General features: G+C 64.0%; 36 protein-coding genes. 22 read left to right on the top strand and 14 right to left on the bottom strand.

Features of this window, described 5'->3' with window-relative positions:
• Positions 1–50: 50 nt before the first annotated feature.
• The 11 genes from IB268_RS26475 to IB268_RS26425 are packed head-to-tail and all read right to left on the bottom strand — an operon-like array spanning position 51 to position 5594.
• Complete coding sequence (locus tag IB268_RS26475) at positions 51–494, bottom strand: hypothetical protein (RefSeq protein ID WP_192355055.1); 444 nt, start codon at positions 492–494, stop codon at positions 51–53.
• Complete coding sequence (locus IB268_RS26470) at positions 491–697, bottom strand: hypothetical protein (RefSeq protein ID WP_192355054.1); 207 nt, start codon at positions 695–697, stop codon at positions 491–493. Before IB268_RS26470 ends, IB268_RS26475 begins: the two co-directional genes overlap by 4 nt.
• Positions 694–1455 carry a hypothetical protein gene (locus IB268_RS26465; RefSeq protein ID WP_192355053.1) on the bottom strand — a complete coding sequence of 254 codons (762 nt, stop codon included), beginning with the start codon at positions 1453–1455 and terminating at the stop codon, positions 694–696. Before IB268_RS26465 ends, IB268_RS26470 begins: the two co-directional genes overlap by 4 nt.
• Complete coding sequence (locus tag IB268_RS26460) at positions 1452–2195, bottom strand: hypothetical protein (protein ID WP_192355052.1); 744 nt, start codon at positions 2193–2195, stop codon at positions 1452–1454. Before IB268_RS26460 ends, IB268_RS26465 begins: the two co-directional genes overlap by 4 nt.
• Positions 2192–3133: an AAA family ATPase gene (locus IB268_RS26455; protein WP_192355051.1), complete on the bottom strand. Its 942-nt coding sequence runs from the start codon at positions 3131–3133 to the stop codon at positions 2192–2194. The genes IB268_RS26460 and IB268_RS26455 overlap by 4 nt, the downstream gene beginning before the upstream one ends.
• Positions 3130–3516 carry a hypothetical protein gene (locus IB268_RS26450; RefSeq protein WP_225591502.1) on the bottom strand — a complete coding sequence of 129 codons (387 nt, stop codon included), beginning with the start codon at positions 3514–3516 and terminating at the stop codon, positions 3130–3132. The genes IB268_RS26455 and IB268_RS26450 overlap by 4 nt, the downstream gene beginning before the upstream one ends.
• Positions 3498–4196: a DNA replication domain protein gene (locus IB268_RS26445; RefSeq protein ID WP_192355050.1), complete on the bottom strand. Its 699-nt coding sequence runs from the start codon at positions 4194–4196 to the stop codon at positions 3498–3500. The genes IB268_RS26450 and IB268_RS26445 overlap by 19 nt, the downstream gene beginning before the upstream one ends.
• The gene (locus IB268_RS26440; RefSeq protein WP_225591501.1) at positions 4186–4641 is read right to left on the bottom strand and encodes a DUF1364 domain-containing protein; all 456 of its coding nucleotides are present in this window, start codon (positions 4639–4641) and stop codon (positions 4186–4188) included. Before IB268_RS26440 ends, IB268_RS26445 begins: the two co-directional genes overlap by 11 nt.
• Positions 4629–5039: a recombination protein NinB gene (locus IB268_RS26435; protein WP_192355049.1), complete on the bottom strand. Its 411-nt coding sequence runs from the start codon at positions 5037–5039 to the stop codon at positions 4629–4631. Before IB268_RS26435 ends, IB268_RS26440 begins: the two co-directional genes overlap by 13 nt.
• A 1-nt stretch (position 5040) precedes the next feature.
• Positions 5041–5220: a hypothetical protein gene (locus tag IB268_RS26430; protein WP_192355048.1), complete on the bottom strand. Its 180-nt coding sequence runs from the start codon at positions 5218–5220 to the stop codon at positions 5041–5043.
• Positions 5217–5594: a hypothetical protein gene (locus IB268_RS26425; RefSeq protein WP_054453424.1), complete on the bottom strand. Its 378-nt coding sequence runs from the start codon at positions 5592–5594 to the stop codon at positions 5217–5219. Before IB268_RS26425 ends, IB268_RS26430 begins: the two co-directional genes overlap by 4 nt.
• A 100-nt stretch (positions 5595–5694) precedes the next feature.
• Between IB268_RS26425 and IB268_RS26420 the strand changes: the two genes are divergently transcribed.
• Entirely contained in the window at positions 5695–5859 is a 165-nt protein-coding gene (locus tag IB268_RS26420; RefSeq protein ID WP_192355047.1) for a hypothetical protein, read from the top strand.
• A gap of 115 nt (positions 5860–5974) precedes the next feature.
• Positions 5975–6151, top strand: a complete 177-nt coding sequence (locus tag IB268_RS26415) for a hypothetical protein (protein WP_192355046.1) — start codon at positions 5975–5977, stop codon at positions 6149–6151.
• Here the strand turns inward: IB268_RS26415 and IB268_RS26410 are convergent.
• Both IB268_RS26410 and IB268_RS26405 read right to left on the bottom strand, forming a co-directional pair.
• A complete protein-coding gene (locus IB268_RS26410; RefSeq protein ID WP_225591500.1) occupies positions 6105–6359 on the bottom strand; it encodes a hypothetical protein in 255 nt (84 codons plus the stop codon). The two genes, IB268_RS26415 and IB268_RS26410, sit on opposite strands and share 47 nt — an antisense overlap.
• Positions 6352–6564, bottom strand: coding sequence for a hypothetical protein (locus IB268_RS26405; protein WP_192355045.1), 213 nt, complete (start codon positions 6562–6564; stop codon positions 6352–6354). Before IB268_RS26405 ends, IB268_RS26410 begins: the two co-directional genes overlap by 8 nt.
• A gap of 92 nt (positions 6565–6656) precedes the next feature.
• Here IB268_RS26405 and IB268_RS26400 point away from each other — a divergent pair, with 92 nt between their 5' ends.
• The 12 genes from IB268_RS26400 (at position 6657) to IB268_RS26345 (ending at position 13530) form a co-directional block, all read left to right on the top strand.
• The gene (locus tag IB268_RS26400) at positions 6657–7034 is read left to right on the top strand and encodes a helix-turn-helix transcriptional regulator (protein WP_192355044.1); all 378 of its coding nucleotides are present in this window, start codon (positions 6657–6659) and stop codon (positions 7032–7034) included.
• An 85-nt stretch (positions 7035–7119) separates the two neighbouring features.
• The gene (locus tag IB268_RS26395) at positions 7120–7497 is read left to right on the top strand and encodes a hypothetical protein (RefSeq protein WP_192355043.1); all 378 of its coding nucleotides are present in this window, start codon (positions 7120–7122) and stop codon (positions 7495–7497) included.
• A 657-nt stretch (positions 7498–8154) separates the two neighbouring features.
• Complete coding sequence (locus IB268_RS26390) at positions 8155–8403, top strand: hypothetical protein (protein ID WP_192355042.1); 249 nt, start codon at positions 8155–8157, stop codon at positions 8401–8403.
• 43 nt (positions 8404–8446) lie between these two features.
• Positions 8447–8680, top strand: coding sequence for a hypothetical protein (locus IB268_RS26385; protein WP_192355041.1), 234 nt, complete (start codon positions 8447–8449; stop codon positions 8678–8680).
• 3 nt (positions 8681–8683) lie between these two features.
• A complete protein-coding gene (locus IB268_RS26380; protein WP_192355040.1) occupies positions 8684–9049 on the top strand; it encodes a hypothetical protein in 366 nt (121 codons plus the stop codon).
• Between the two features lie 82 nt (positions 9050–9131).
• Positions 9132–9437 (top strand): Arc family DNA-binding protein, encoded by a 306-nt coding sequence (locus tag IB268_RS31265; protein WP_304515489.1) that lies wholly within the window; start codon positions 9132–9134, stop codon positions 9435–9437.
• Positions 9434–9604 (top strand): hypothetical protein, encoded by a 171-nt coding sequence (locus tag IB268_RS26370; RefSeq protein WP_192355039.1) that lies wholly within the window; start codon positions 9434–9436, stop codon positions 9602–9604. Before IB268_RS31265 ends, IB268_RS26370 begins: the two co-directional genes overlap by 4 nt.
• Before the next feature lie 12 nt (positions 9605–9616).
• Positions 9617–10807: a hypothetical protein gene (locus IB268_RS26365; protein ID WP_192355038.1), complete on the top strand. Its 1191-nt coding sequence runs from the start codon at positions 9617–9619 to the stop codon at positions 10805–10807.
• Positions 10808–10849: 42 nt separating this feature from the next.
• Positions 10850–11764 carry a RecT family recombinase gene (locus tag IB268_RS26360; protein WP_225591499.1) on the top strand — a complete coding sequence of 305 codons (915 nt, stop codon included), beginning with the start codon at positions 10850–10852 and terminating at the stop codon, positions 11762–11764.
• On the top strand, positions 11761–12387 hold the full coding sequence (locus IB268_RS26355) for a lambda exonuclease family protein (protein WP_192355037.1): 627 nt from the start codon (positions 11761–11763) through the stop codon (positions 12385–12387). Before IB268_RS26360 ends, IB268_RS26355 begins: the two co-directional genes overlap by 4 nt.
• Before the next feature lie 30 nt (positions 12388–12417).
• On the top strand, positions 12418–12948 hold the full coding sequence (locus tag IB268_RS26350) for a hypothetical protein (RefSeq protein ID WP_192355036.1): 531 nt from the start codon (positions 12418–12420) through the stop codon (positions 12946–12948).
• 90 nt (positions 12949–13038) lie between these two features.
• Positions 13039–13530, top strand: coding sequence for a hypothetical protein (locus tag IB268_RS26345; RefSeq protein WP_192355035.1), 492 nt, complete (start codon positions 13039–13041; stop codon positions 13528–13530).
• Between the two features lie 8 nt (positions 13531–13538).
• On the opposite strand, the gene IB268_RS26340 is transcribed toward IB268_RS26345, so the two are convergent.
• On the bottom strand, positions 13539–13847 hold the full coding sequence (locus tag IB268_RS26340) for a hypothetical protein (RefSeq protein WP_192355034.1): 309 nt from the start codon (positions 13845–13847) through the stop codon (positions 13539–13541).
• 53 nt (positions 13848–13900) lie between these two features.
• Between IB268_RS26340 and IB268_RS26335 the strand changes: the two genes are divergently transcribed.
• Genes IB268_RS26335 through IB268_RS26300 form a run of 8 tightly spaced genes read left to right on the top strand, consistent with a single transcriptional unit; the run spans position 13901 to position 17043 of the window.
• On the top strand, positions 13901–14728 hold the full coding sequence (locus IB268_RS26335) for a hypothetical protein (protein ID WP_192355033.1): 828 nt from the start codon (positions 13901–13903) through the stop codon (positions 14726–14728).
• Positions 14725–14946, top strand: coding sequence for a hypothetical protein (locus IB268_RS26330; protein WP_192355032.1), 222 nt, complete (start codon positions 14725–14727; stop codon positions 14944–14946). Before IB268_RS26335 ends, IB268_RS26330 begins: the two co-directional genes overlap by 4 nt.
• A complete protein-coding gene (locus IB268_RS26325) occupies positions 14946–15362 on the top strand; it encodes an HNH endonuclease (RefSeq protein WP_225591498.1) in 417 nt (138 codons plus the stop codon). The genes IB268_RS26330 and IB268_RS26325 overlap by 1 nt, the downstream gene beginning before the upstream one ends.
• Complete coding sequence (locus IB268_RS26320) at positions 15359–15967, top strand: hypothetical protein (RefSeq protein WP_192355030.1); 609 nt, start codon at positions 15359–15361, stop codon at positions 15965–15967. The genes IB268_RS26325 and IB268_RS26320 overlap by 4 nt, the downstream gene beginning before the upstream one ends.
• Positions 15957–16295, top strand: a complete 339-nt coding sequence (locus IB268_RS26315; RefSeq protein ID WP_192355029.1) for a hypothetical protein — start codon at positions 15957–15959, stop codon at positions 16293–16295. The genes IB268_RS26320 and IB268_RS26315 overlap by 11 nt, the downstream gene beginning before the upstream one ends.
• Entirely contained in the window at positions 16282–16620 is a 339-nt protein-coding gene (locus IB268_RS26310) for a hypothetical protein (RefSeq protein ID WP_192355028.1), read from the top strand. The genes IB268_RS26315 and IB268_RS26310 overlap by 14 nt, the downstream gene beginning before the upstream one ends.
• Positions 16613–16786, top strand: a complete 174-nt coding sequence (locus tag IB268_RS26305; RefSeq protein WP_192355027.1) for a hypothetical protein — start codon at positions 16613–16615, stop codon at positions 16784–16786. The genes IB268_RS26310 and IB268_RS26305 overlap by 8 nt, the downstream gene beginning before the upstream one ends.
• Positions 16786–17043, top strand: coding sequence for an AlpA family transcriptional regulator (locus tag IB268_RS26300; RefSeq protein ID WP_192355026.1), 258 nt, complete (start codon positions 16786–16788; stop codon positions 17041–17043). The genes IB268_RS26305 and IB268_RS26300 overlap by 1 nt, the downstream gene beginning before the upstream one ends.
• Positions 17044–17047 lie beyond the last annotated feature (4 nt).

Here is a 17047-nt window from a genome sequence, read left to right as displayed (position 1 = left end):
TTGTTTCTTCCGGACGCGCGACGTCCGCCTTCGGGCATCTGGTCTCGTCGTCAGACGGTAGTCATCACGGATTGGGCATAATTATGCATCCGGCTTTCCATTTGCGCAACAAAATGCTGAAAATCGGCCACACCTCGCACAAGAATGTCGTCAAATTCGCGCGCACGAATTCCCTGCATCCGGCAGATGAGGAACGGCGGCTGGCTCGCGACGTAGTAGGCGCGTAGGAGCAGCGGCGCCCTCGGGTGCATGCGATAGGCCGCGCCCAAGCGCCAGGCACGCTCGATCAGATCGGCGTCGGCCTCGTTCCATTCCTTGTCCGGGTCATCGCTTCCCCATGCCCCTTGCCCTGCCCTCTTAGCCAGAGCGCGGCAGACCTCATAGGTCGGGGAGACACCCTGGCGGCGCCGGTCACGCATCACCTCGCCCCAGTTCTCCAATCGGCGGTGGAAGTCGGCTGGTAGCCGGTCCAGCAGCAGTTTCGGCGTCTTCATGGCGCGGTGCGCTCCTCGTACTTCGAACAACGTTGGCCGATTTCCTCGCCCAGGGCGCAGCGCAGGACGCGCCGGCCGCCGAAGGGGTTGGTGATCAGGAGGATCTGCGTGCAGCCGGCGCATGTGCGCGCGGTCTGCGGTTCTTGGCGGCGCTCCAGGACCTTGGCAGGGTCGCCGCGCTCGGATTGATGGGTCCAAGTCACAGCGGGCTCCGTTCACTCAATTCCTTCGGTGTACTTCCCAGCATGGGCATCTGGTCAAAGGCCTCGTCCGGTATAAGCTTGAGGCCCGAAACATTTGGAAAGGATGTCAAATGAAGGACTGTTGTCGTTGGCTGCCGGAGGCTGTTGCTCTTGGAGGTGTAGCTTTGGGGGTCGGCCTCGCATTGCGCGGTTGGCCGGAATGGCCATTCAAGAACCCTCAGGATGCTGTGTTGGCCGCTTGGGCTGGCGCTCTCGGAAGCACCCTTGCAGCCGTGGCTGCGGTCTTGGCCGCGTTCGTGCCCATCATCGTCGCCCGGAGAAGAGCGCGGGAGGATGGCGCAATTGCCGCCGCATCCATCAGAAACACTATCCAGATCGCTCAGTCTGCCCTCACTTCCGCAGCAGAAACGCGAGGACTCGGTCCGCAAGGCCAAATGTCTGCGGAGCAGTTCCTGCAAAATTGTCTCAACACAATCAACACATTTCCGGTCGAATCCATTCGGAATTACAGCGTAGTACTGGCGCAGCACTTGCTCATCGCAAAGAGCCAAGTTGTCGTGCTCGTCCAAGGGTTTCGGCATGACACCATTTGGAATATCGGGTGTGCGGCCGCGAGCTCCCACCTCAACGCTTACGTGCAGAAGCTGGGCGGAGCGGACGCTGTCGTTCAAGAACTCATTAGGAAAGATCTCTCCCGATCGTAGGCAGAAGCTCCTCACCTCATAGCGCAATTTCGCACGTCGTCGAAAAATGATCATGGCAACTCCTGTGCCACGGCCCAGTGCAGGATTGCCAGGGCGTCGGCGTTGTTGTCGTCCACCACCTTGAAGCCGCGAGTCTTCGCCTGGAGCACCATGTCTTCCTTCTTGGCGCGGCCACTGCCGGTGAAGCTCTTCTTAACGGTGGACAGGTTGACGCCGTGCGCCCGGATGTTGAAGCCGTCGCAGACCATGTGCGTGATGGCCTCGAATGCGCCGTAGGCATGGGCGGCATCCCAAACGGGCCGCCCCTTCACCTCGTGCCGGATGACCTGCTCGTACACCACGCGGTGGATCTGCTCGTCGCGGATGACGCCGGCCAACCATGCGCGGTAACGCGCCCACTTCTGGCCCTCGGACCACGACTTGCGCGGCGTGAATACCTCGGTGCCATGGCGGCATGTGCCATCGCGGCGCCGCAATGCGAAGCCCGTCTTCGTGCCCAGGTCCAACGCCAAGATGTTGACGTTCAGGCCCACCGTGGACACCACCATAGATCCAGCATTGGTGCGGCGTGGCGAGGCATCGGGAGGCGTTTCAGCACCACCCCGCGCCCAGGGGTCAGCGGCGTCCGTGTTAATTTTTCCGAGGCCGGATGTAGGTGCCTCTACCGCGCGCGCGTACTGGTCCGGCACGCACACCATGCAGCCGTCGCAACCGCGAGCGGCGCATTGCATCCTTGTTCTTGCCGCCAGCGTTCCCGCCATGGGGTCGTAGGATTCGGTGGGGGTGAGGTTCATGGCAAGGCTCCGATCATGTCCAGGGGTTGGCGACGCTTGTCGCTGGTGAATTGCAGGCTGTCGGCGTGGCGCCAGAGGTTGATGCGCCCTTCCCACTCGCCGTGGCGGTTCTTGTCGCAGATGAGCATCGCGTCTGGCAGGTCGGCGGTGTCGGCGGATACCTCGCCGTCCTTGCGCAGCTCGGCTTCGGCGATGCGCTCCTTGCGCTTGTTGCGCCAGACGGTGAGCATCTGGTCCACCTGGTCGACGATGGCGCCCGAGCCCTTGGCGGCGAACTTGCCCGGCACCTGGTCCTCGTCGGCCTGTTTCTTGGCGTGGTGCACCAGGTGCACGTGGATGCCGAGGTCGCGCGCCAGCGTGCACAGCATGTCCACGAAGTCCTTCTGGCCGTTGTGGTCGTCCTCGCCGCGGACGCACTTCATCAGGCTGTCGATGACCATGTGGCGCACCTTCTTGCGGTCTGCGCAGTACCGTGCGACGGCGTAGAGCATGGGCGGCGTTACCGTCCCCTGCTGGTCGTACAGCCACAGGCGATCGCGCGACCAGTCGATGAGGCGGTCGACGGCCTGCACGCTGGGTCGCCCGTTCATGGCGGTCTGGCGCAGCATGCGCTTCAGGGTGGACTGCGGCTTCATTTCGAACGAGGCGATGCAGACGCGCTCGCCTTGGGTGGCAAAGCCGATGCAGGCCTGGCCCAGCAGCTCGGACTTGCCGTGGCCGTTGATGCCCTGCCACAAGGTCACCTCTCCAGCGCGGAAGCGCAGCAGGTCGTGCGTCTTGGACCACGGCAGCTTCGCGCCGGTGAGCTGGTCGCCATGCTCCACCGAGCGGACCAGATCGTCGCGCCACGCCTCGGCGGCCAGCACCTTGGCCTGCGGCTCGGTTTCCTCCATGTACGCCCGGAAGTCGAAATCGTTGGGGGTGAGAATCTGGCTCATGCGGGGTACTCCTCGGTTTCTTGCGCCGGCCGCCAGACGATCAGGCCCCACGGGCCGGAGACGATGACCTTGGCCGGCGAACAGCCCGACACCTGGCGCATCAGTTGCAGGGCGCGCCGGCGATTCGGCGCGAGGATGTGGACGGTCAGGCCGGCGACGACACGCAGGTCCAGCAGCGCCGCGTTCTCGCCGTCGTGGATGTGGATCTCGGGCAGGCCAACCCAGCGCCCGTTCGTCATCCGGCCGATCTGCGCATCGGGGTGCGTGAAGCTGCCGTACTCGACACCTTCCGGCACGCAAGACACCCACACGTCGGCAGGTTGAAACCCGGCCATGCGGGCGTCGAAGAGGGATTGATGGCCGATCACACTGCCCCCGTCCATGGCTGGTCGTTCCCCAGGACGCCCTGCGGCGCAGTGTCCGCCTTCGGTGCGTAGAACGTGTCCCAGGCGTGCAGGATCGACTGGTCCAGCATCGTCGCCACGTCGTGGCCAGCACCGCGCAGCGCGTCCAGCTTGCTCACGGCCAGCTTGCGGGCGCCGTCGGTCATGGGCTTTTTCTTCTTCCGCCGCATTTCCTCGAACTGCCGCCAGGGTTCGGCAGGAACCCAGTCGGGCAACGCCCAGCCCTCTCCCCCCGCCGGGGGGTTAGGGGGGTTCTTTTTATCTTCTCTATTCTTCTCTTCTCTAGTCCGCTTTTTGTCCGCTTCGGAAGCGGACGAATTTCGGTCATTTCGCTTCCTGTCCGCATCCTGCGCGCGCTTCTTCGCAGACTGCCCGTTGTGCTCGTCAAACTGGGGCATCCATAGGGAGAAGCCGTCAAATTCCAGCCAACCGACGGCGATCATGGCATCCGAAAATCCGGGAAAACCGATGGTCTCGTCCATCACCTTCGGCGTGTAACCTTCCAGCTTTCCGTCGACCGAGTGGGCATCAAACAGACCCCAAACGGACAAAAGTCCGCCAATCACGCGCAGTCTGTCCGCTTCACAAGCGGACGCAATGCGGACAACTTTCGGATGCGTCGGGAGGTCGACGCGCATCTTGATCCAGTCAGCAGCCATGGGCGGCTCCTTCATTCATCTTGCTGGCGCGCGCGGCCGCCCACCGGGTGTATGCCCAGTCAAAGGTGGCGCGCTTGATTTCGCGGTCGATCCCGCTCTGGTCATAGAGCGCGTGGCAAAAATGGCAGGCAGGAACGGTGAATTTGTCGTGGACCTTCAGGCCCATGCCCTTCCCTTCGTTCTGGTGCGCCGGTACGACCGTGGGGTCGTCCTGGTAGCTCTTGCAGCCGGGGAAGTTCAGGTAGCAGCACTCCCCTTTGCACGCGGCCAGGTACTTGGGTTCGTGGCCGGCGCGCTTCTTCGGTGCGCGGCGCTTGATGGCGGCACGCTGGAGGGTTGCCTGCCGCTCGATGCCGGCGGCGAAGGGGGTGGGCCGCCGGGATGCGGTGGCGCGCAGCGGGGTCTTGCGGGTGAGAGGCGAGCGGCGCAGCATCAGCGCACCCATCCCGGGATGTCGATCGGCTCCGACCAGACAATGTCGTTGTTTGCGCCCCAGGCATTCATCAGTTCGATGAGGTCGCCCATCTTCCGCTGGCTCATACCGCTGGTGCGTTCGCCCAGCAAAACGTCGCCGCCGTACAAGCCCTTGGCCGTCCGCTGCTCCTTGACCAGTGCTGCGGTGAAGATGTCCTTCCAAGCTTCCTTGGGCAGCCACTGCATGACGCCATTTACGGGCCATTGCCGCTGGCGCGCAACGTCGCCAAGCATGGCCCACATCTTGCGCTTGGTCGCATCAGAAGCGCTCGGCTCCATAGGCGCACCGAAGTAATAGCCGTCAGGCGCCGCGTCAATGTCGCGATGCGCGCGCGGGCGCGTGCGTTGGTTCAAGGGATAGCGCTGCATGTCAGTGCCTCGTCGAGAACTGTTCAAAGCGGCCGACGATGTTCATCGCGCGCTCCAGCTGGGGATCTCGCTGCTCACGCAGCCGCATTTCTTCGTAGACCTTGGCCCAGTCCTGGCCATGCAACCGCATCGCTTCGTCACGGGCGCGCCGGGCGATCTTGAGGGCTTCGTCATACGTCATGCGACCCTCTGAGCGGCAATCACTTCTTGCATGATCGTCAGGCGCCCAAGGTGGTTGAGGTACTGGCTCACCGCGTAGTTGCCCACCGCAGCCTCAAACGCGTTGATCTTTTCGGCCGGCAGGTTCAACCGCGGCGCGCCGCTCGGCAACAGCGGATCCTCATGGAGGTAGCTGCTGACGTGCTGCGGGTACATGCCGCACAGTTCGGCCAGCGTGCGCATCGTCATGCCGCGCGGCTGGCGCATGTCCCAGGCAAGTCTCACCGCCTGACGGTAGGTCACGCATCGCGCGATTTCCGCCTTGTCTATGAACAGCATGGGTTCAGACGGGCGGATGCGCAGGAAATCGAGGCTAACCTCTTGTTCTCGCTGCATTTTTGAGTACGCCTAATAGGGAAATTTCATGGAGTAACAGCGTCGGTAACAGAGTCAAGACGTAGAGAATTTGCTCTGTTCCAACGCGACGAAACACGACATGACCGAGACCGAAAAGCTGCTGATCAACGCCCAGGACATCGCCCGCCGGGCCTTCGTGGACCCGAGCGAAGCCGCGGTGCTGGCCATCTTTGATGAGCTGCGCGCCGAGCGCGACCGCATGGCGTGGGCCATCGATGGGCGCGACAGCGCGGCGGTGCACTGAGCCATGACGGCCCGAAACTGGCGAGAACCCCATCCTGCGGCTACGATCGGCGTTGCCCGGATTCCCCGGGCGTGGGTACCAACCACTACCAACTTTCCCCACAGGAGGGGTTCTCATGGACCTGCACGAATTTGCCAGCGCCCGCGATACGCTATTCAAAATCTTGGAAACGCAACCCGGCCTGTTTGGGTCCGGTGCCGCAAGCGCGAACAGAGGCCGCGATTTGGCGGAAATGGCCTGGGGCTTCATCGACGAATTCCACAGGCAGCGTCAGGAGAAGGTGAAGGACTAACGCCGTTCACCACGTTCCACGCGATCACGGCCGCCTCTGCCACCTGGCGGGCGGCCTTCACTGAATCGTCTTCGCCGCTGTCGCGCAACGCATTGGCCGCTGCCTGGGTAGCAGCAGCGATCACATCGCGCTGGATTTCATGCGGCATATCGCCAAATTTGATGGCTTCGCTCATCGCGCCCTCCTGGGCTGTGGGGGTGTCACGCATGGCCGGCCTCCTGCTGGTCGGCCAGCTCGGGCCTGGGAGCGAACGCCTCAGGACGAACCGCCTGCAGGTACATTCGGCGCGCCGGCGGTATTCCTTCCTTGCGCCAGTCGGAGACCGAGGGCGGCTTCACCTTGCAGAGGCGGGCGACGGCTACGGTGCCACCAAGCGCGTCGATGATTTCGGAGTCGGGGTGTTTGGTGTCCATACCCCAATTATTAGGCTTGCCTTATTTATAGTCAAGATATACCTAACTTTTTGCGAAGGCATACCTAACCGGCTTCCTATTAGGATTGCCGAATGAGCACTCTTGCAGAACGCCTCCGAGAGGCAATGGACGACGCTGGCATAAAGCAAGTTCAGGTCGCGCGCGCGGCAGGCATAAAGCCGCCTTCCGTTGCGGACTGGCTGAACGGGAAAACTAAGAACATCAGGGGCGCGAACCTTGTTAGCGTCGCCCAACTATTGAACGTCAGCGAGGCGTGGTTAGCCGATGGTGTTTTGCCCAAGGAACGCAAGCTAGACTCTGACTGGCCTTTCCCCAAGATACCCAAGCAGCGGTACTACACCTTGTCGGAAGCGCAGCGAGCTGGGATAGAAGAATGGGTGGCGCGCCAGGTGGAAGCCTACGCGTCCGACGCAGAATCGAAAAGCTCCCCAAATGAAAGGGCAGCCTAAAGGCAGCCACCTAAACCTCATATGGTCTGAGCGCATCGCTTGTGAAGAGGCCTGCGACCGTTGATCAACTGTTTTGAGACTGGATATGGCACGGAAAAATAAAGCCGCTTTGTACCTGATGGTGGCGTCGACAATTGCGCTCGGGGCCGTACCCTTCTCGGTAACCGCAGCGCCCCCAACAGCGGCATCCCAGGCGGTATTAAAAGCAGTCACGGCGGAAGTTAAGGCTTCGGCGAAGGACGCCGACAGCGTCAAGATTCGGAACCTTCGCATGGTGAAAGCTGATGGCGTGGTGAAGTTCTGCGGCGAGGTGAACGCCAAGAATTCTTACGGTGGCTACACCGGGTTTAGGCCGCTCGCCGGGTTCCTCATGCTTAACGGGAACAAGCCCATCCATACCTCTGTTTCGGATATCGACAACGTGGACTTGTCACGCGCGATGTGTGCAAGGGACGGCTTCTAGAAAAGCCCCCTCCTCCATCTTGCTGCCGCCTTCGGGCGGCTTTTCTTTGCGTGTTACAAATTAAATTAGGCATGCCTATTGTCTAATAATTAGGCTTGCCTTATATTTCTCCCAACGCCTCACCACTCAAGCAATCGAGCACCGGGGCACGTTCTTTGACAACTTGGGATTCAGGAGAGGGCGCGCAGGGATGTGCGCTCATTGAAGACGGGCCGGTGCGTTAACACCGCCCGCCAGTGAGGCCCCGACCCGTGAGGGCCGGGGGGACTGCTAGCTGAGCAGCAGCAAAAGCAAAGCGATCAAGGATCGCAGCTGCTTGTAGCTGAGGGTCAGCTTAACTGTCAGTTCAAACATGGCGGTTTCCATGTCATCGCTGGCAGCGCGCTACCAACTGGTGAAAGTTGGCTTTTGTGGTTGGCTACCTAGGATGGCCTTCCACCCGGTCACCCCTCGGGGGATCGCGGTCAGCTCTCTGTGTTTAAGGGTGGTCGGTTCACGACTTCGTACGCACAGGGAACCTTCAGCGGCTTGGTAGTCCGCCGACGGGGGTACCAGCCCCGCGCGATGAGCATAGCAGACCTGGTCTGCGCCCTCCCCTGAATCCCTGGTTGTCGAAGCCACGCACTCACCACCCGGTGAGCAACAGGGAGAACAGGAATGCACACACCGACCGAAGACGAGATGGATCAAGCCCTTGTGCATATTGATCGCTTGGAGCAGCAGCACACCGCCATGGAGATCGATACGCCGGCTTGGAAGAACGCCATATGGGCGCAAGCTGGGATCGAGGGCTGGCTCACCGTCGCGCGGCGGGACGGCTGTGTTCTTACTCCCCTCAAAGCCGAAATCAAACGGGCGCAGCAGATCATGGGAGTTCCGGCCGTCATCGAACAGGCCGGCGCCTAACCCCTCACCACCCCGCCCCGGGTGCCGGGGCAAGGAGACATCCATGTCCATCATCTTCGACGCGACCACTGCCGAGCAGGCCATCAGCACGATGCAGGCCTATGGCGGCACGTTCATCAAGCAGCTTGCGCACCTGTGGTGTCTGGCTGACCCGGTCAACCGCGGCCGCCTGCAGCTGGCGTTCCGCGCCGAGTTCGACAAGTACGCCGAGGACGCCAAGATCCTGAAGCACTACCAGGGCATGGCGCGCGAGGCGGAATTGGCCGCGAGGAACTGAGCCATGAACGCCCGCCCTGAAATCCGCCTGACGCCCGAGCAGGAACTGCGCATGGACCTGACCTGGGATGTCCGCATGGCGCTGCGCCATGGGATGCAGGAAGTCGTGCGCTACTGCGGTACCGGCGAGAACCGCCAGCCCGCCGCGCACGCGGTCTACGAGGACAGCATCGGCGATCCGGCGCTGACCGAAGCCTTCGAGGCGGTGGCCAAGGCCTATGCCCTGGGCGACACCTTCGGCCGCATCGGCGAGCTGTTCACCAAGTTCATGGACGGCGCCAGCGCGCACTACGTCGAGACGCTGGCTGACGCGATCGAAGATCCGGATCGCCAGCTGGATGTGTCTTTCGAAGAGGCGGTGCGCAAATGACCGCCGCCATCTGGGGCCTGTGCGCCCTTTACACGATTGCCCTGATCGGCGACGCCTTGATGGCGCGCTGCTGGAGAGACGAATGAGCGAATTCCCATCCGCAAGCCTCGACAAATTCATGCTCCGGCTCCCGGACGGCATGCGCGACCAGATCGCCAAGGACGCGAAGGCCAACGGCCGGAGCATGAACGCGGAAATCATCGCCCGCCTGGCGGCCACAAGCGGCGCCAAGGTGACGCCGGCCGAAAGCCTGAACGTGCAGCAGCACGTCTGGCTGCAACTGCTCTGCGCCGCGCTGGCCGATGGCAACACTAGCTCCAAGAACGCCAAGCTGTTTGCTGATGAAGCGCTGCCGCTCGCTCTCAAGCGCCTGGAGGAACTCGCATGATCCGCGGCCTCCTGCGCGACCGCGACGCCCGCCTGTCCGCTTTCATCGTCGCCGCCGTGCTTACCGCCCTGGTCTTCGGCTACGGCGAGCGCCAGCAGCGCGACGAATCCACCCTCACCGCCTGCGAAGGCTGCGGCAAGACTGCCGTGGCCGCACGCCAACCCTGAGAGACCACCACCATGACCGAAGTTGCAGACGAAATCCTGGACGCGCCCGCCGCCATCATCGAATTCAACGCAGTGCAGAAGGGTCTGGCCGAGCTGCGCCAGGAACTGGCCGGCGTGCAGTTCGACGTCACCACCACCGCTGGCGACAAGGCGGCGCGCGCGGCGCGCTCGCGCTGCGTCAGCATCCGCACGTCGGCCGATGCCGCCTATGAGGGCTGGAATAAGCCGATGCTGGCCAAGCAGCGCGAGATGCGCGCCATTCTGGCCAAGATCAAGGACGAGGTGAAGGCGGTTGAAGAGCCGATCGACGCGCAGATCAAGGCCGAAGAGGCGCGCAAGGCGGAAATCAAGGCGGCGAAGGAAGCGGCCGAACTGGCGCGCCAGCAGGCCATCCAGTCGCGGATCAACGCCATCAGCCAGTACCCGGTGCAGGCCGCGGGCAAGAGCGCCGCCGATATCGCCGCGCTGTTGGCCGCCGTTGCCGAGCTGCCCATCACCACCGAGCTGTACGAACATCGCGCCGGCGAGGCCATGGCCATGCAGGCGGACACCGTCGCCAAACTGGAACAAATGCACGGCGCCGCGCTCGCGCAGGAACAGGAAGCCGCACGCCTGGCCGCCGAGCGGGCGGAGCTGGAGCGCCAGCGCCTGGAGCAAGAAGCGGCCGCTGCCGCCGCGCGCAAGGCCGAGGACGAGCGCCTGGCCAAGGAGCGCGCCGAGTTGGAAGAGCAGCAGCGCCGCCTGCAGGCCGAGCGAGACGCCGAGAACGCCCGCCAGGAAGCCGCGCGCGCCGAGCAGGCCCGTAAGGATGCCGAGGCCGCCGCGGCGCTCAAGCGCCAGCAGGATGAGGCGGCCGCAGCCCTGCGCGCCCAGCAGGAAGAGATCGACCGCCAGCGCCGCGAGTTCGAAGAGCAGCAGGCCGCCGCGCGCCGCGCCGAGCAGGAGCGCGCCGAAGCCGAGGCCCGCGCCCAGCAGGAGAAGGAAGCCGCCGCGCGTGCCGAAGCCGAAGCGGCCGAGCGCGAACGCCTGGCCGAACAGGCGCGCCGCGAAGAAGCCGATTTCCTGGCCAACGGCCCGGGAGACGCCCACATCGTTGCCGTGCTGTCCACCCACTACGGCGTGCTGCCGGGCGACGTGATCGGCTGGCTCACCAAGTTCAACCCCGAAGCCGCGCGCATCGTTGACGCCGAATTTCACGCCTAACCCATCCACCACGCCCGGCCGAGTCTCGGGCAGGAGAATGCAATGTCTGACACCACCACGATCGACCAACAACCCACCACCGCGCTGGACCTGCCGGCGGCCAACACCACCACCAGCGGGCTGGTGCTGCACGCCGACAACATGGACAGCATGATGCGCGCCGCCGAAATGATGGCTGCCGGCCGCGCGACTGTGCCGAAACACTTGCAGGGCAGCCCGTCCGACTGCATGGCAGTGATCATGCAGGCGATGCAGTGGAATATGAATCCCTTCGTGGTGGCGCAGAAGACGCACCTGGTGAACGGGCAGCTTGGCTACGAGGCGCAGTTGGTCAATGCCGTCGTGCAGTCGTCGGGCGCCATCACGGGCCGGTTCCACTACGAGTACAAGGGCCACGGCAGCGAGTTGGAATGCCGCGTCGGCGCGGTCATCGCCGGCGAGACGGACATCACCTGGGGCGAGTGGCTGAAGGTGTCCGACGTCACAACGAAAAATTCCCCGCTCTGGAAGACCAACCCGCGCCAGCAGATGGGCTATTTGCAGGTCAAGAACTGGACTCGTGCCTATACCCCAGGCGCGCTGCTGGGCGTGTACACGTCCGACGAACTGGTAGACGCGCAGCCACGCGAGCGCGATATCACGCCGAAAACCGCTGCTGAGTTCGCGCACGCCGCCAAGCCTCAGCCGGCCGCCACCGTCGACCGCGACCAGATCATCCGTGACCTGGAAATGATCGCGCGCAGCAACGACCCAGCCGATAAGCGCGCCGCCGACTTGACCGCCGCCTGGATGGCGCTGGGCAAGGATGGACGCGCCGCAGTGGGTCGCAACGAGATCACCCGCATCGAAGCGCTGGCCAAGGCCGAAGACGCGCAGCCCACGCAGGCCAGCCAGCCGGACGCCGCGCCTGATGCGCAGCCAACCGACGACAACCCGTTCGAAGGCGTCCAAGAATGAACGCGCCCGCCGAACAGCGCACCGAGGAATGGCGCATGGCGCGCGCCGGCAACCTGACCGCGTCAGTGTTCAAGGATGTCATCGCGACCAAGCGCGACGGCAAGCCCACGGCCGAGCGTGCCAAGCTGATGCGCGTGAAGGCGTTTGAACGGCTGGCCGGCCTGCCTCAGCACGAACTGGGCGGCAAGGCGCTGGCCTGGGGCAAGGATCTGGAAGACGCTGCCAACGAAGCCTATATGGTCACCACCGGCGGAATCATCGTTTCGTCGCCGTTCTTGGTCCACCCTCAATACGACTTCATCGGCGCATCGCCGGACGGCCTGGTGGGCAGCGACGGCGGCGTCGAGATGAAGTGCCCCCACGACGAAGCCGTCCACATCCAAACCTGGCTGGAAGGCATGCCGGCCGATCACATGGCGCAGGTGCAGGGAAACATGCTGGTCACCGGCCGCCAGTGGTGGGACTTCATCAGCTACGACCCGCGCATGGCCGAGCCCTGGCGCCTGTACGTGCAGCGCATCCCGCGCGACGAGGCCTACATCACGACCCTGCTGACCGCCCTGCTGCAGTTCGAAGCCGAGCTGCGCGCGATGGTCGACACCCTGCGCCGTAAGGCCGCCTGATCCCTCCCCCAGCCCTAGGAGCAATCCCGCATGTTCTCGATCACCGAGCAAACCGCAACCCTGGCGCACATCAACGTGCGCACCGAGCGCCACGGCGAAGAGCCGGCCGGCGCTGCTGATCTGAAGATCCAGTACACGGCCGGCAACGGCGGCCTGTCCGAGTTTCACCCGCGCCTGCGCCATGCCCTCTACAAGGCTGAGGAAAACCCGGACCAGGCCAGTGTCGAAGGCGTGCACCCCGAGCCGACCGTGCGCGTGTTCGGCGACCTCATCGAGAAGATCCGCCTGAAGCATGAGCTGGTGGGCGCCAAGGTCGTGATCGACTTCGGCCTGGGCGGCGATTCCGACATCGAGCTGGACCCGGCCGACGTTGACGGCTTCGCCCTGGAATTGATGGAAGGCGGCAGCGTGATCACTACCTTCCGCGTGAAGTGCCACCCGAGCGGCGAGCAGGTGAAAAAGCTCTACGAGGTGCTGGGCAACGACATCACGATCAGCATCACGCCGGCGGCCGAGAAACAAGGTTCGCTGGGCCTGAGCCTGGAGCCGGAGACGGCGTAACGATCAATGGCCGGCCCGGCGGCGGGGCTTCCCCTCCCTGAGCCATCCCCACCGCTGCCGGTGCCCGGCCTCCTTATTCCGAGAACGACCATGATCCCCGCCATGAACCGCCAGCAGCGCCGCATGCTGGAAAAGCAGCAGGCCCGCGTGCGCGCCACGCGCCGGCCTGAGCGTCCGGCCCGCCTGCCCATGCTGATCAAGACCCAGCAGACCCTGGCGCCGCTGGAATCGCTCATCGACCAGATCGACCGTGACGGTACGGTGACGACCGATGACCGCGGCGTGCCGATCTTCCACTGTGTCGCGGACGGCGAATGGTACGCCAGCGCGCCGGCGCTCGCGGGCATGGCCGACTTCTTCGACATGTGGGCCGTGCGGCACGGGCGCGCGTTCAAGGCCGGGGCCCTGCGGCAGCTCGCCAAACGGCTGGAGGTGGGCATGCCCATCGACATGCCGCTGCTGGCCGCCCTGCGCGCCGAGATCCCCACCCTGCGCAGGATCGGCGCCGGCCTCGACCAGGCCGACGCTACCGACCTGCTGCAGCAGACGCGGATCCTGGCTGAGATGGAGGCGCGGCCGTGAACACGAAATCAGAACTTCGGCAGATCTTCCAAACCAAGGGTATGGCGCTGATCAGCTTCGTCGGTCCGCAGGACCTCATTGCCGTTTCCCAGCGCCTCAACACGCACGGCACGCCCGCGGATTTCGGTACCGCCAACGGTATGCCAGGTGAAGACCTCATTGCCGGCTTGAATCTCATCAACAACGTCTATTGCGTCTGCTTCCACGACGGCACCGATCAGACCGCCTCCTTGTGCATCCACCTGGGCCCATCGCACGTGCGAAACCTCATCGGACATGGAATCTCTGCGGACTGCGGAAATCACGTAGATCGACATATCGCCCTCCCATTGTTGGCAGGGAAATCGTACCCCAACCCCTTGGAGCTGACATGACCACCACCCTCCCCGCCGGCTGGAAGCTGGTACCGATTGAGCCCACGCCGAAGATGGTCGATGCGACATGGAATGATCCGATTGATCGCGATGGTGGAATAGAGAGCCAGAACACTCGCAACCGCCGAATCTACGCCGCCATGCTCGCCGCCGCTCCCACCCCTCCCGCCACCACCCAGGACGACACCCTGGCGCGCACGGGCAACACGGCAGACCACCAGGAAGGCTGGTTCGCCGGGGTTGATCATGGACGGGCCGAGGCGCGGGCCAGCACACAGGACGATGCGAAGGACGAGCGAAGCGCGACTTACGGCATGACGCTTGGCGAACGCATTGCGCACGTTGGCGGCCGGACAAACGCGCAGAGCTATACCGAGTTCGGCAGCCCGATGGCCGTCAATGCTCTGATCCAGCATGTGCTGCGTGATCTCGACTGGACGCGCCAGGATGATGACGGCGCGTACCAGGCCCGCTATCGGCTACCAGGTGGCCAGTGGTCAAGCTGGGGCCACGTCGTGTGCGGCGTGAAGGGGCACGAGCAAGAGTTGCGCTATCTGCCCGGCGCACGGAGCCCTGCCGCTCCCGCTGCTGGCGATGCGCGGGGTGCGGCAGTTGGCGCAGCGATAGAACGCGCATGTGCCGAGCTGCCATTCGGCTACAGCATCGAAATGTTCGTAGAGGCCGGTTACGGCGGCGCGCGCCTGGTTGACCCCGAGGATGGGGAAATCGACCTTGACCAAGACGAGCGCGACCTCGCCAAAGAAATCAACGCAGGCATCGACGCCGCCATTGCCGCCCAGCAGGGCAAAGGGGACGGGGCATGAAGACGATCCAGCTTATCGATGTTGTACACGTGGAGGCCGCCGCCCAGGAAATGGCGAAGTACGCAGAGTCGTGCCGGCGTGCGGCCAAGGACGTGCCGATCCTGGCCGACATTTACACCGCGCAGGCGTTATCCGGAGATATGGCCGCCCGCTACCTGCGGACGATCATCGAGCGGCATGGACGTATCGCGGGCGCCTCTCAGCAGCAGGAGGGGTGATGGCGATCAGCAAAGCCGAGCGCGCCCGCGTGTTCGCCATGTTCGACGGCAAATGCGCGTACTGCGGCCAGCTTCTGCCCGAGCGCTGGCATGTCGATCACCTGGAGCCGGTGCAGCGCGACCTGAAGATGGTTCGCGGGGAGCGGTCCTGGAGGCTCGTCAGCGGGGCACCCCTGCGGCCGGAGCGAGACGTGCCTGAGAACTACATGCCGGCGTGCCCACCCTGCAACATCGACAAGCACGCAATGAGCCTGGAAGCCTGGCGCGTGAAGCTTCAGCGCACCTGCAAGGTGCTGACCGACAACTACCCCACCTATCGCCACGCCTTGCGTTTCGGCCTGGCCGTTGAAACCGGCGCTCAGATCATTTTCCACTTTGAGCGCGTGGCCGCAGAAGCGGCAAAGGATGCAGCATGACCGACCACACCCCCGCCGCCCAGGCGGCCAACCCTGATTTCGTAGGGACTGAGTTGCGCGGCATCATCGACGTGGCCGGCGACAGCCCCACCGTAATCGTCAGCGTAGAGCGCATGCGCTTGTGGCTGTCCAAGCTGCGCGCCCCTGTAGCCTCAGCCGAAGTCATGGACGCGTTGAACTGGGTGGACGACTTCATAGCCCGCTGCAATCGCGATGATCGCGGTTCCTGCGAATCTGTCAACGTCCTGCGCGCCGCCCTGGCAAGCGCCCCGGTAGCCGGGGAGGCGCAGCCGGTAGCGTATCGGGCCTGGTTTGACCAGGACAGCGGCGCACGATGGCTGTTCACGCTCTGGCCCGAAGAGGAACGGCTCGACGTGCAATGGGAACCACTCTTTGCCGCGCCCCAGGCCAGCGAGGCGGTACCAACGCTCCCGCGAGGCTGGCAACTCGCGCTGAACCTCGCCATCGACGCCATCGAGAACGCCGCTCCGGCGGGCCAAGACTGGCCAGTCAACTGGCCGGCCATTCTGCACGGCCTCGTCGAGCTACGCGCCGCCCTGTCCGCGCAACCGGGCGCGCAGAAGGAGAGCCGCGATGCAGAGTGACCGCGAATTGCTGGAGCTGGCGGCGAAGGCGGCTGGCATCGACGGCGAATACAGGCAGCTTCTGACCGGCGACGGGATATCTCGGCGTGGAGTAAGCGAACGCCCGTGGAACCCGCTCACCGACGACGGCGACGCGCTGCGGCTGGCCTGCGAACTTCGAATACACGTGGGGTTCTTTCGCGGGATGGTCGCCGTTCAAGGCCCTAAAGGAGGTCAAAAATCTGTCCCAATTCGTGAGAATGGAGCAGGAGAACCTACTCGCCGTGCCATCGTTCTTGCTGCCGCCGAGATCGGTATTCAGACGAAGGAGGTGAATGATGCCAACTAAGACCTATCCACTGAAGATCGAGAACGTGGGCGAGGACACCTATATCCTCATGTCCCGAGGCCACCACGACCCGCACGAGTTCATGCGGCAAGCACGCGCCGATGGCTACGACTGGCCCGTTGGCATGCCCAAGCACTATTGGACGAAGCGAATACCTGCGGCTCCCAGCTCCGGATACACCTGTCACTACGTGATTGTTGACCAGGGCACACGCGGAGCCTTCCCGACCACCTACGCGCATGAGGCATATGGTGCAGACCAGTACGAGGCCCTATGCGCCCGGGCCCACCCCGACAACAAGGACGGAGGCGCGGTGTATGGCTGAGAACTGGAACCAGGAAATCGAGCGGCTGAGGAAGGAGCTGGAGGCGGAAAAGGCGAAAGTGGCGATCCTGCGCCGCGCCATCATCAAGCATCAGTGCCGCTCGTTCAATTCGGACCACCCGGCGCTCGCCAAGGCGCTGGCCGCCACCGACAACAAGGAGCAGTAATGGCACACGCAGCCCAACACCAAGCACCGGTCGCGGCGCCCACGGCGCAGGCCGCGATACACCCTGACGGCCTGTACCGCTGGGGGCAATTCGCGGCGCTCATGCCATTTTCGCGGGAGACCTGGCGCCACCGCATTCTGCAAGGCCGCGCGCCGCGCCCCGTGTCGCAGTCGCCAAACTGCTCCGCGTACCGCGGTGCGGATATTCTGGCCTGGCTGGCAGATCCCGATGGCTACCAGGCCGCTTCGAAGAATTGAGGAT

The sequence above is a fragment of the Achromobacter sp. ACM01 genome (genome assembly GCF_014851745.1).
In the GTDB taxonomy this organism is placed as follows: domain Bacteria; phylum Pseudomonadota; class Gammaproteobacteria; order Burkholderiales; family Burkholderiaceae_B; genus Achromobacter; species Achromobacter aegrifaciens.
This window is presented reverse-complemented; position numbering and strand designations above follow the sequence as displayed.

Coding starts and splice junctions, on each gene's coding strand:
- IB268_RS26315 (WP_192355029.1), top strand. CDS start 15,957: ATGCAGAGTGACCGCGAATTGCTGGAGCTGGCGGCGAAGGCGGCTGGC.
- IB268_RS26405 (WP_192355045.1), bottom strand. CDS start 6,564: ATGGACACCAAACACCCCGACTCCGAAATCATCGACGCGCTTGGTGGC.
- IB268_RS26355 (WP_192355037.1), top strand. CDS start 11,761: ATGAACGCGCCCGCCGAACAGCGCACCGAGGAATGGCGCATGGCGCGC.
- IB268_RS26430 (WP_192355048.1), bottom strand. CDS start 5,220: ATGACGTATGACGAAGCCCTCAAGATCGCCCGGCGCGCCCGTGACGAA.
- IB268_RS26340 (WP_192355034.1), bottom strand. CDS start 13,847: ATGTCGATCTACGTGATTTCCGCAGTCCGCAGAGATTCCATGTCCGAT.
- IB268_RS26440 (WP_225591501.1), bottom strand. CDS start 4,641: ATGGGTGCGCTGATGCTGCGCCGCTCGCCTCTCACCCGCAAGACCCCG.
- IB268_RS31265 (WP_304515489.1), top strand. CDS start 9,132: ATGAGCGAATTCCCATCCGCAAGCCTCGACAAATTCATGCTCCGGCTC.
- IB268_RS26435 (WP_192355049.1), bottom strand. CDS start 5,039: ATGCAGCGCTATCCCTTGAACCAACGCACGCGCCCGCGCGCGCATCGC.
- IB268_RS26460 (WP_192355052.1), bottom strand. CDS start 2,195: ATGAACCTCACCCCCACCGAATCCTACGACCCCATGGCGGGAACGCTG.
- IB268_RS26300 (WP_192355026.1), top strand. CDS start 16,786: ATGGCACACGCAGCCCAACACCAAGCACCGGTCGCGGCGCCCACGGCG.
- IB268_RS26360 (WP_225591499.1), top strand. CDS start 10,850: ATGTCTGACACCACCACGATCGACCAACAACCCACCACCGCGCTGGAC.
- IB268_RS26305 (WP_192355027.1), top strand. CDS start 16,613: ATGGCTGAGAACTGGAACCAGGAAATCGAGCGGCTGAGGAAGGAGCTG.
- IB268_RS26395 (WP_192355043.1), top strand. CDS start 7,120: ATGGCACGGAAAAATAAAGCCGCTTTGTACCTGATGGTGGCGTCGACA.
- IB268_RS26445 (WP_192355050.1), bottom strand. CDS start 4,196: ATGGCTGCTGACTGGATCAAGATGCGCGTCGACCTCCCGACGCATCCG.
- IB268_RS26410 (WP_225591500.1), bottom strand. CDS start 6,359: ATGCGTGACACCCCCACAGCCCAGGAGGGCGCGATGAGCGAAGCCATC.
- IB268_RS26310 (WP_192355028.1), top strand. CDS start 16,282: ATGATGCCAACTAAGACCTATCCACTGAAGATCGAGAACGTGGGCGAG.
- IB268_RS26465 (WP_192355053.1), bottom strand. CDS start 1,455: ATGATCATTTTTCGACGACGTGCGAAATTGCGCTATGAGGTGAGGAGC.
- IB268_RS26400 (WP_192355044.1), top strand. CDS start 6,657: ATGAGCACTCTTGCAGAACGCCTCCGAGAGGCAATGGACGACGCTGGC.
- IB268_RS26475 (WP_192355055.1), bottom strand. CDS start 494: ATGAAGACGCCGAAACTGCTGCTGGACCGGCTACCAGCCGACTTCCAC.
- IB268_RS26380 (WP_192355040.1), top strand. CDS start 8,684: ATGAACGCCCGCCCTGAAATCCGCCTGACGCCCGAGCAGGAACTGCGC.
- IB268_RS26390 (WP_192355042.1), top strand. CDS start 8,155: ATGCACACACCGACCGAAGACGAGATGGATCAAGCCCTTGTGCATATT.
- IB268_RS26415 (WP_192355046.1), top strand. CDS start 5,975: ATGGACCTGCACGAATTTGCCAGCGCCCGCGATACGCTATTCAAAATC.
- IB268_RS26450 (WP_225591502.1), bottom strand. CDS start 3,516: ATGGACGGGGGCAGTGTGATCGGCCATCAATCCCTCTTCGACGCCCGC.
- IB268_RS26385 (WP_192355041.1), top strand. CDS start 8,447: ATGTCCATCATCTTCGACGCGACCACTGCCGAGCAGGCCATCAGCACG.
- IB268_RS26330 (WP_192355032.1), top strand. CDS start 14,725: ATGAAGACGATCCAGCTTATCGATGTTGTACACGTGGAGGCCGCCGCC.
- IB268_RS26425 (WP_054453424.1), bottom strand. CDS start 5,594: ATGCAGCGAGAACAAGAGGTTAGCCTCGATTTCCTGCGCATCCGCCCG.
- IB268_RS26420 (WP_192355047.1), top strand. CDS start 5,695: ATGACCGAGACCGAAAAGCTGCTGATCAACGCCCAGGACATCGCCCGC.
- IB268_RS26320 (WP_192355030.1), top strand. CDS start 15,359: ATGACCGACCACACCCCCGCCGCCCAGGCGGCCAACCCTGATTTCGTA.
- IB268_RS26345 (WP_192355035.1), top strand. CDS start 13,039: ATGATCCCCGCCATGAACCGCCAGCAGCGCCGCATGCTGGAAAAGCAG.
- IB268_RS26325 (WP_225591498.1), top strand. CDS start 14,946: ATGGCGATCAGCAAAGCCGAGCGCGCCCGCGTGTTCGCCATGTTCGAC.
- IB268_RS26455 (WP_192355051.1), bottom strand. CDS start 3,133: ATGAGCCAGATTCTCACCCCCAACGATTTCGACTTCCGGGCGTACATG.
- IB268_RS26335 (WP_192355033.1), top strand. CDS start 13,901: ATGACCACCACCCTCCCCGCCGGCTGGAAGCTGGTACCGATTGAGCCC.
- IB268_RS26365 (WP_192355038.1), top strand. CDS start 9,617: ATGACCGAAGTTGCAGACGAAATCCTGGACGCGCCCGCCGCCATCATC.
- IB268_RS26370 (WP_192355039.1), top strand. CDS start 9,434: ATGATCCGCGGCCTCCTGCGCGACCGCGACGCCCGCCTGTCCGCTTTC.
- IB268_RS26350 (WP_192355036.1), top strand. CDS start 12,418: ATGTTCTCGATCACCGAGCAAACCGCAACCCTGGCGCACATCAACGTG.